We start from the raw sequence: 9,241 nt of genomic DNA, 5'->3' as shown, positions 1-9,241 counted from the left end.
TTGCTGATCAAAGAGGAAACGGGGCTTCCGACCATCATCGCCGACGACCCGCTCACCACCGTCGCCCGGGGCGCCGGTATGGCCCTCGATCACATTGATATCCTCAAAGAGGTCACCTTTCAAACATGAAACTGTTTTCGAGAAGCAATTATCTTGAAATATTCTGACAGCGAGAGTAATATTTTACAGTTTAAGAAAAGTAACTGATGGAGGCCTGAACCTCGTTCCCTCAGCCTTATCTGTAAAATCCTCCACGGAGCCAACATCATGCTGACAACGGAGAAGGTCTCACCCTGTATTTTAGAATGCGATAGAAAGGAAATTGCAAAAAACAATTTAATGGATGGATTAGATTTTGGAGAGCTGATCGGTCGCAGTGAACCTATGTTGAAGGTCTTTGAAACAACTGCAAAGGTCGCAAACTCAGAAAGCACCGTCATCTTGTATGGAGAAAGCGGAACCGGCAAAGAGCTCGTTGCGCGGGCAATCCATTGCAACAGCAGTAGAAAAAACAGTAAAATAGTTGCCGTAAATTGCGGCGCCATTCCGGAAGAACTGCTTGAAAGCGAACTGTTCGGCCATGAAAGGGGGGCATTTACCGGCGCCATCCGCAGCCGCGCAGGCCGATTTGAGCTTGCACAAGGAGGCACTATTTTTCTCGATGAAATAGGCGATATGAGCCCGGCGCTGCAGGTAAAACTGCTGCGCGTCATTCAGGAAAAGGCGTTCGAAAAGGTGGGAGGCGTCAAAACAATAAAAGCAGATGTCCGCATTATCTCAGCAACAAATAAGGATCTGGAAAAGGCAGTGGCCGATAAAAAATTCCGGGATGATCTTTTTTATCGCGTCAATGTAATCCCGATTTATATGCCGCCGCTACGGTCAAGAAAGATCGACATCCCCATCCTTGCCTTGTATTTTCTTGATAAATTTAACAATCTTAACAATAAGAACGTGACAGGAATAAAAGAAGCAGTAATGAGTATTTTTCAGAATTATCCTTGGCCGGGAAACGTCCGCGAGCTGCAGAATCTGATCGAACGAATCGTTGTCATTAAGGAAAACGGAGAAGTAACCGTCGATGACCTCCCTGCCAAAATGATTGCTGCTGCCAAGAGGATATGCCCCGCGGAATCTGATTGCGGTTTCCCCAAGGAAGGCATTGATTTAAACAAGGCAGTTGAAGATTTTGAAAAGGATTTGCTCTGCAGGGCTCTAAAGAAAACCGACGGAGTCAGGAGCAGAGCGGCAACCCTTTTGGGAATAAACAGAACGACCCTGGTGGAAAAATTAAAAAGATTCAAAATAACGCAGGTATAGCAGACAAAAATGGATCTACTCACACTGATTGAAAAAATGCCCGCTTTTCCGCAAAGCGTTCAAGGGCTCATGGATTTAACATCCGGCATAAATTGCCCACCCCGGGAGGTGGTGGATGTAATACAGCGGCGATAACATTGTTCAGGAGCTCCCCGCTGAAATTTATGCCCTTTTGGGAGCTGAAGGCATGGAGAATGTCATATTATCTTTGGGAGATGTAACTGCATCTTTAGACAAATCTTTTTTGCGGCAGTAGCCGGGGAAGATTGCCTTTGTCTTGCAACCGCACAGGCGGATCGGCAGCAGGGAATCAACTTTTCTGCAAGAAGAGGGGGATAGGGAATTTGAAAATACGATTCTGGGGGGTGCGCGGTTCGATGCCTTCGCCAGGGGCAAAAACCGTCAGATACGGTGGCAACACAACCTGCATCGAGGTAAAAACCGACAGCGGGCAGACAATCATCCTTGATGCGGGCACGGGGATATATCCCCTGTCTCAGCAGCTTCTAAGCGCAATGCCCCTTACCTGTCATATATTTATCACCCATACACACTGGGATCATATCCAGGGTCTTCCCTTTTTCCTTCCGCTTTTTATATCCGGCAACAATGTCCGAATCTACGGAGCATTTGATCCCCTGCTGCAAAAAGATATCGGGGATGTGCTGCGCGATCAAATGGCGTACTGCTACTTCCCCGTCAGAGAAGCCGAACTTGCCGCTGATATACAATACAAATCACTTCGCGAACGGCAAGCAACAGAAATTGGGTCAACTCTGGTTACAGGCATAATAACGAACCACACCGCCCTTAATTTCGGATATCTTATTGAGAGCAATGGGAAAAAGGTTTTTTTCACCGGCAACAATGAAGAATTGTTCAATATTTACAGTCCTGAAGACGACTCATATGAAGAATATAACCAAATTATCCAGCATAAAAACGCTTTCCTTCACGATTTCATAAGGGGCGCCGATGTCATTATTGCCGATTCCGCATACACCAGTGAAGAATATCCGGTAAAAAAAGGATGGGGGCACGGCACTTATGAGTACTGTATCGAGATGGCAAAAAAAGCAGAAGTCCCATCCCTGTACTTTACTCACCATGAACCTCTGCGCAGCGATGATGAGCTTGACCGGATTAAAAAACAGTTGGAGGAGCGGTTTTCACCATCCCCCGGAACGCCTATCCTTTATATGGCGTACGAAGGTCTCGAAATAAATCTTTAAGCATAAGAATCTGTGAGGCGTCTCATGTTGACAAAAGCGGTTATCGATCAGCTCAGAAACCACGTCGGTGCGAAAAACGTTTACGATGAAAAAGAAGATCTTCTCGTTTACGGGTATGACGCAACCCCGGAGGTCAGCGCCCTTCCCGACGTGGCAGTGTTTCCGGAAAATATCGAGGGTCTGAGGGCGGCGCTTGCCATCAGCCGCGCAGAAGGCCTCCCTGTCACGCCCCGCGGCGCGGCAACGGGGCTCTCCGGCGGGAGCACCCCGATCAATGGCGGCATGGTTCTCGGCCTCACCCGGATGAATAAAATCATCGAGATCGACGAGGAGAATCTGACCGCCACCGCCGAAGCGGGCGTCATTACGATTGATCTGTTCAATGCCGTATCTGCGCGGGGGCTTTTCTACCCGCCCGATCCCGGTTCGCAGAACGTCTCGACGCTCGGCGGCAACGTCGCGGAAAACGCAGGGGGGCTCCGTGGCCTCAAATACGGCGTAACCAGAAACTACGTGATGGCCCTGACCGGCCTCCTTGCCGACGGGACGGAGTTCAAAACCGGGGGGAAATGCGTCAAGGATGTAGCCGGCTATTCGCTGCGCGACCTGCTCGTCGGCAGCGAGGGAACCCTCGGGATCATCACCGAAATCACGGTCCGTCTGATCAGCCCGCCCCAGGAAAAGCGCACCCTGCTTGCCTCTTTCCGGGATATCCGCACCGCCGGCGAGGCGGTGTCGAGGATCATCGCCGCCCGGATCATCCCCGCGACCCTCGAAATTATGGACAAAATGACAATCAACTGCGTCGAGGACTATGCCGCAATCGGACTTCCCCGCCAGATGGAGGCTCTCCTTTTGATCGAGGTTGACGGTCACCCCGCGGTAGTTGCCGAAGAGGCGGCAGGGGTCCGGAGAATCCTGGAAGAGGTCAGGGCTGCTGAAATCCATCAGGCAAAAACCCCCGCCGAGGCGGCCCGCCTTGCCGCCGCCCGGAGAACCGCCCTTTCGGCAGTGGCCCGCGTTTCGCCCACCACGATCCTGGAAGACGCCACCGTCCCCCGGAGCCGTCTATCCGAAACATTTGCCGAAATCGAAAGGCTCAAGGAGAAATATCAGGTCCGGGTGGCCACCTTCGGCCACGCGGGGGATGGCAACCTCCACCCCACGGCCCTTGCCGATGAGCGCAACCGCACGGAAATTGAGCATGTCCATGCCTTCTTCGCCGAACTGTACGAAAAGGTCCTGGCGATGGGGGGAACGGTTTCCGGCGAACACGGAATCGGGATCGCCAAGAAGGGCTATCTGCTCCGCCAGTTTGGCGAGGGCGGCATGGGTGTCATGCGCCGGATCAAAAACTCCTTCGACCCGGGAGGTCTGCTCAATCCGGGGAAGATCTTCATTGATGATGCATCCTCTACCAAGGTCCGGACTGAGGGAGGACTCCATGCCTGAATCTTCTCCTGTTGGCAATTTCAATCCGGCCGACGCCCCGAGCTATGAATCGATCCTGCAGTGCATGCGCTGCGGCTTCTGTCTTGCCGTCTGCCCCACCTACGCCCTGACCAATCGGGAGCGCTCCAGTCCCCGGGGCCGCGCGGCCCTGGCCCGCGCCGTGGCGGAGGGACGGCTGGAATTCACTGCCGCCGTCGGCGAGGAGGCGTTCTTCTGCCTGGACTGCAAGGCTTGTTCCACGGCATGTCCCTCGGGAGTGCAAGTCGGGACGATCATGGAATTCTGCCGCAGCCAGGAACAGAACTTCCATCCCCCTTCCGTCCCCGCCGGTATCCTGCGCGACTTCATCCTCAAGCGGATGCTGCCCTCCCCTGATATGATGGAGACGTCTCTCCTGCCCGTCCGTCTCTACCAGCGCCTCGGCGTGCAGTGGGCCGTTCGTCGGCTCGGACTGAACCGCTTTCTCCCCGACACCCTGGCCAAGATGGAGGGGATCCTCCCCACCCTCGGTCGGCCGCTCCGCCTCAACATCCCGGCGGTCATCCCGGCTCAGGGGAAGAAACGGGGCCGAGTGGCCTTTTTCCTCGGCTGCGCCATGAGCCTGGTCTTCCCGGACGTATCCCGGCAAACCGCCCGCATTCTGGCCCAGCAGGGCTTCGAGGTTGTCACCCCGGCGCAGGTAAAATGCTGCGGCGCCCCCCACCTGGCCGAAGGGGATCGCGAAACCGCCCGGCGCCTGGCCCTGATCAATCTCGAACTCTTCCTCGGACTGGATTGTGAATATATCGTCACCGACTGCGCCGGCTGCGGCTGTGCCTTAAAGGAGTATGAGGAACTCCTCGCCGGCCATGCCGATCACGAGCGGCTCCGGCTGTTTCGCTCCAAGATCCGCGACATCTCCGAATTTCTCGCGGAGGTCGGAATCAGGACCGAGGAGCTCAAAGAAGTGCCGCTCAGCGTCACGTATCACGAGCCCTGTCACCTCGTTCACGGCCAGGGCCTTTCCGTACCCCCGCGCCAGGTGCTCCGGCAGATCCCCGGCGTTGAGCTCCGGGAGATGAAGGAGTCTAACTGGTGCTGCGGGATGGCGGGTTCCTTCGCCCTCAAGGAGATCGAGACCAGCCGCAAGCTTCTCGAAAGGAAGCTAAACAATGTGCGGGCCACCGACGCCGACGTTCTCGTCACGGGTAACCCCGGGTGCCATCTCCAACTCGCCTGGGGCGTCCGGGAGATGGGTTTGAAACAGCCTGTCCTGCACATCGTGGAACTCCTCGGACGCGCCCTTCCCAAATGAGCAATTTACCTCACAAAAATGGATTAAAATGGAGGGACGGCCTTCAGTCGCGTCCGCAGTGGCTCCCTGAAGAGAAACCCCTATAACTTAATGATTTATGCACGCATTTTCCTATGAAACCAGCCAACACCCAGGTCGAAGATAAATTCCGGGAACTGCTCGCTCTGGTCGTCCGGTTGCGCTCTCCCGACGGCTGCCCCTGGGACCAATCCCGCAAGCAGGCTGATATCGCCCGTTACCTCCTCGAGGAGTCCTATGAGGTCGTCGAGGCCATTGAAGGCGGCTCGCCGCCGGCGCTCATGGAAGAGCTCGGAGACCTTCTTTTTCAGATCCTCTTCCTCGCCCGGATGGCCGAGGAGGCGGGAGAATTCTCCATTGCCGACGTTATGCAGGCGCTCACCGAGAAGATGATCCGCCGCCATCCCCATGTCTTCGGCGACGTCAAGGTTAAGAATGTCGAGGAGGTCCGCGCTAACTGGGAGCGAATCAAAAAGGAGGTCGAACACAAGGAAACCGGCAATGCCCGTCTGTTCGCCGACGTCTCCCGCTCCCTTCCCACGCTGACAAAGGCCCAGCAGATCACCGCCCGGGCCTCAACGGTCGGATTCGATTGGGACAACACCGCCGGGGTGCTGAAGAAAGTCGATGAGGAACTCGGCGAATTCCGAGCCGCCCTGGAAAAAGGCGCTCAAGGGGCCATGCACGATGAGGCCGGCGATCTCCTGTTCACACTTGTCAACCTCTGCCGCTTTGTCCGCGTGGATGCAGAAGCGGCCCTCCGCAGTTCCCTCGGAAAGTTCAACCATCGGTTCGCCCATATCGAAAAGGTCCTTGCCTCACAAGGCAAGACCCCGGCGGATTCTTCCCTCGTCGAAATGGAGCGGCTCTGGAACGAAGCGAAAAATAACTCAGCAGGGAAACCCTGAACGAGCATTGAGATTTATGAAAATTAAGCTTTCTCAAAAGGTCTGTCACCGAGCCGCCTCTCTTGCCCAACGGTATCGCCAACCCCTGCTTTTCGGTTGAAAACAGCCGTAAAATATTTCTTGACAAGCCAAAACAGCCTCCCCTATACTCCGACCGTCTAAAAGCAATGTCTTATCATTCGGTTGGAGTGATTTGAATACGAAAGGAAATTACAGCATGAACGAAACGACTATCGGTGTAATCGGAGGCAGCGGACTGTATGATATGGAAGGGTTGGAGCAGGTGGAGCGGATAAAGATTGAAACTCCTTTTGGCGATCCGTCTGACGAATTTGTCACCGGCATACTGAACGGGGTAAAGATGGTGTTTCTTCCCCGCCATGGGCGGGGACACCGCCTGCTTCCCTCTGAAATCAATTATCGCGCCAATATCTAAGGTATGAAGACACTTGGTGTGGAACGGATTATCTCCGTCTCGGCGGTGGGAAGCCTGAAAGATGCCATCGCACCAGGGCATATCGTCATTCCGGACCAGTTTTACGATCGGACCAAAGGGGTCAGGAAGGATACTTTTTTCGGTGACGGCGTTGTTGCCCACGTCGGATTTGCCAACCCGGTCTGTGGAGATCTCTCTCATCTTTTCTTCAGCGCTGCGCAAAAAGCCGGGGCTACTGCCCACAAAGGGGGGACATACATCTGTATAGAGGGGCCGGCATTTTCGACCCGCGCCGAATCATTTTCCTATCGGGCACTCGGGGCTTCCGTTATCGGCATGACCAATCTGACTGAAGCCAAACTGGCTCGTGAAGCCGAGATATGCTACGGCATCATCGCACTTTCAACCGATTATGATTGTTGGCACGAGTCACATGAGGATGTTACGGTCGAAACTATCATCAGGATCATCCATCAAAACGTGACCATGGCGAAGAACATTATCCGTCATGCAGCAGCCGAAATCGGTAACGAGCGTCTCTGCGCCTGCGTCAGTGCGATGCAGTCTGCCGTTATTAACGACCGTGCCGTTATTCCCGAAGCGACCAGACAGAAGCTGGCACCGCTTGTCGGCAGGTATCTGTAGCTCTTAGTGTATCAACATTCCCGGAGACAGACCTACCTGGCTGCACCACTGTGAACAGTGCCTTGCCTGCATCCAGTGGTGTCCGCAGGAGGCGATCCCTCGATCACAGATAAAGATAATCCGAGAACCGCAGCGCTCGACCAGAGAAGTTTCATGGTGAGCATGTGCCGAAAAGCAATATTGTCGGCATTGCGTGCGATAAAGGAGATACCGCCAATACCCAGCAGAGCGGCAGCCACCAACCGTGTTGCGACAGGATCAACACTCTGCCAGCCCAACAACTTTAAACAGTAGAGGCAATTGCAAAACTCTCACATTCTGTCATTCCCGCAATGATTTTAAGCGGGAAAACGAAGTTTAATGTTCATAATCTGGTTCTAACTGCTTAAAAAACCGTATTCCCGATAGAAGCATTGTGTACATTAAGCTCCGCTTTCGGGAATGACAAATGGTTTTGCAATTGGCTCAGTATTGTGGGGCAGCCATTAGGGGAATTGCAAAGAGGTAATCGACAATAAAATGGGCAATAAAAAGTTTCCTGAGTAGTGCTGGTACCGTGCGTATGGATGATTCCATCATGGCACCTCCTTTGGTCCCGCCAATGGGTTGATGCGGCGGTTCAACGCGCGGCGGGCGATGCGAGTGATGACCACGGTAACCGCCACCGTGGCGATGAGGCCGACCACATAAAGCGCCCATTCGGCGAGAGTCCGGGCGCGTCCGCTATCCTTCCCACCCAGCTCCGCCAGAGAGCCGGCCAGTGAACCGAGATAGACATACATTACGGTACCGGGGATCATCCCGATCCAGGAGGCAAGCACGTAGTCGCGCAGCGATACGCGCGTCAACCCGAACACGTAGTTGAGCAGGTTGAACGGGAAGACCGGTGAAAGCCGGGTGAGGCCGACGATCTTCCAGCCTTCGGAAGCGACAGCCTGGTCCATTGCGTTAAATGTGACGTTCCCCTTGATCCGGCGAGCGACCATTTCCCGCGCCAAATATCGCCCGATCAGGAAGGCAGCCGTCGCCCCGACGGTTGAAGAGAGCGAGACGAGCAGCGAGCCGTTAACGACGCCGAAGACCACGCCCGCCCCGAGGGTCAGGATCGATCCGGGCAGCATGAACACGCAGGCTGCAATGTAGAGCCCGAAGAAGACCAGGGGACCGACAGGGCCGGCTGCTTCTACCCACGCCAGGGTGTCACGAAACAATTGTTGCAGATTGAATTGTTTCGCCGCCAAAAGGAGCCCGACGAGTATTGCGGCCAGGGCAACACCCTTCATGCCCATGATGACATAGCGCTTGCGGGCGGCTTTGTTTGTCTCCGAAGTCATGGCCTCCCCTTTCGTTCATTTAGCGACCAGTCATAGTCCAAAAACTTGACGGCGTAGCCGCCCGCTTCCAGGTACTTCCGGTCGGCATCGGAGAGATACCGTGAACAGAAATTGGCTATCGCACGCCGAGTTTCGTTCAGTCCGATGAACCCGGTAGTCGGGGCATACCTGGCGCGGAAATCGTCGCCATACCACTTGAAGATCGACGAGAAGTAGACAACCTCGTTCCTGCGGTCGATCCGGAAGGCAAGCGGGTTGCCCGGAAATCGCCTCGCCTGGTCGTCCAACTGTTCGTTCAGGCGCTCCCCCGTAAACGCCTCGCTGCGCAACGGGGGACACCCCTTTGCCGCGCAGACAAGCGCCATGTGCAGGCGGGGTTCATTGTACTGCTTGCGCAGGATGCCGTGTTCCAGGGTATTCAGGGTGATGGTGTTTCCGAACAACCGCACCACCGGCTGATCCCACGGCCCTTTAACCCTACAACGATACATAACTAAATAAACAGTTGACAAATATGCCTGACTCTGTTACTTGTTTTTCAAAAACATGAACAGGAGGTGGGCCATGATTCCGGAAGATCGAGTTTATGATGGTAGCTTTCC

10 protein-coding genes are annotated in these 9,241 nt (G+C 54.6%); 8 read left to right on the top strand and 2 right to left on the bottom strand.

The features are described from left to right. The 8 genes from K0B01_14005 to K0B01_13970 all read left to right on the top strand — a co-directional run. On the top strand, positions 1 to 129 hold a 129-nt coding region (locus K0B01_14005; protein ID MBW6487253.1), incomplete at its 5' end, for a rod shape-determining protein. Between the two features lie 138 nt (positions 130 to 267). Continuing rightward, positions 268 to 1,320: a sigma-54 dependent transcriptional regulator gene (locus K0B01_14000; GenBank protein MBW6487252.1), complete on the top strand. Its 1,053-nt coding sequence runs from the start codon at positions 268 to 270 to the stop codon at positions 1,318 to 1,320. Positions 1,321 to 1,664: 344 nt separating this feature from the next. Then, positions 1,665 to 2,552 carry an MBL fold metallo-hydrolase gene (locus K0B01_13995; protein MBW6487251.1) on the top strand — a complete coding sequence of 296 codons (888 nt, stop codon included), beginning with the start codon at positions 1,665 to 1,667 and terminating at the stop codon, positions 2,550 to 2,552. Between the two features lie 27 nt (positions 2,553 to 2,579). Then, positions 2,580 to 4,004, top strand: a complete 1,425-nt coding sequence (locus tag K0B01_13990; GenBank protein ID MBW6487250.1) for an FAD-binding protein — start codon at positions 2,580 to 2,582, stop codon at positions 4,002 to 4,004. Further along, positions 3,997 to 5,298, top strand: a complete 1,302-nt coding sequence (locus K0B01_13985; GenBank protein ID MBW6487249.1) for a (Fe-S)-binding protein — start codon at positions 3,997 to 3,999, stop codon at positions 5,296 to 5,298. The genes K0B01_13990 and K0B01_13985 overlap by 8 nt, the downstream gene beginning before the upstream one ends. A gap of 113 nt (positions 5,299 to 5,411) precedes the next feature. Further along, positions 5,412 to 6,224 (top strand): nucleoside triphosphate pyrophosphohydrolase, encoded by an 813-nt coding sequence (gene mazG, locus K0B01_13980; GenBank protein MBW6487248.1) that lies wholly within the window; start codon positions 5,412 to 5,414, stop codon positions 6,222 to 6,224. A gap of 217 nt (positions 6,225 to 6,441) precedes the next feature. Then, complete coding sequence (locus K0B01_13975) at positions 6,442 to 6,660, top strand: hypothetical protein (protein MBW6487247.1); 219 nt, start codon at positions 6,442 to 6,444, stop codon at positions 6,658 to 6,660. An 18-nt stretch (positions 6,661 to 6,678) separates the two neighbouring features. Next, positions 6,679 to 7,305, top strand: a complete 627-nt coding sequence (locus K0B01_13970) for a hypothetical protein (GenBank protein ID MBW6487246.1) — start codon at positions 6,679 to 6,681, stop codon at positions 7,303 to 7,305. A 575-nt stretch (positions 7,306 to 7,880) separates the two neighbouring features. On the opposite strand, the gene K0B01_13965 is transcribed toward K0B01_13970, so the two are convergent. Together K0B01_13965 and K0B01_13960 are read right to left on the bottom strand one after the other, a co-directional pair. Next, positions 7,881 to 8,594 carry a TVP38/TMEM64 family protein gene (locus tag K0B01_13965; GenBank protein ID MBW6487245.1) on the bottom strand — a complete coding sequence of 238 codons (714 nt, stop codon included), beginning with the start codon at positions 8,592 to 8,594 and terminating at the stop codon, positions 7,881 to 7,883. 41 nt (positions 8,595 to 8,635) lie between these two features. Next, a complete protein-coding gene (locus K0B01_13960) occupies positions 8,636 to 9,091 on the bottom strand; it encodes a DUF547 domain-containing protein (protein ID MBW6487244.1) in 456 nt (151 codons plus the stop codon). Positions 9,092 to 9,241 lie beyond the last annotated feature (150 nt).

This window comes from Syntrophobacterales bacterium (assembly GCA_019429105.1).
Taxonomy (GTDB): domain Bacteria; phylum Desulfobacterota; class Syntrophia; order Syntrophales; family UBA5619; genus DYTH01.
The sequence above is the reverse complement of the archived record's forward strand: the minus strand, read 5'-3'. Positions and strand labels throughout refer to the sequence as shown.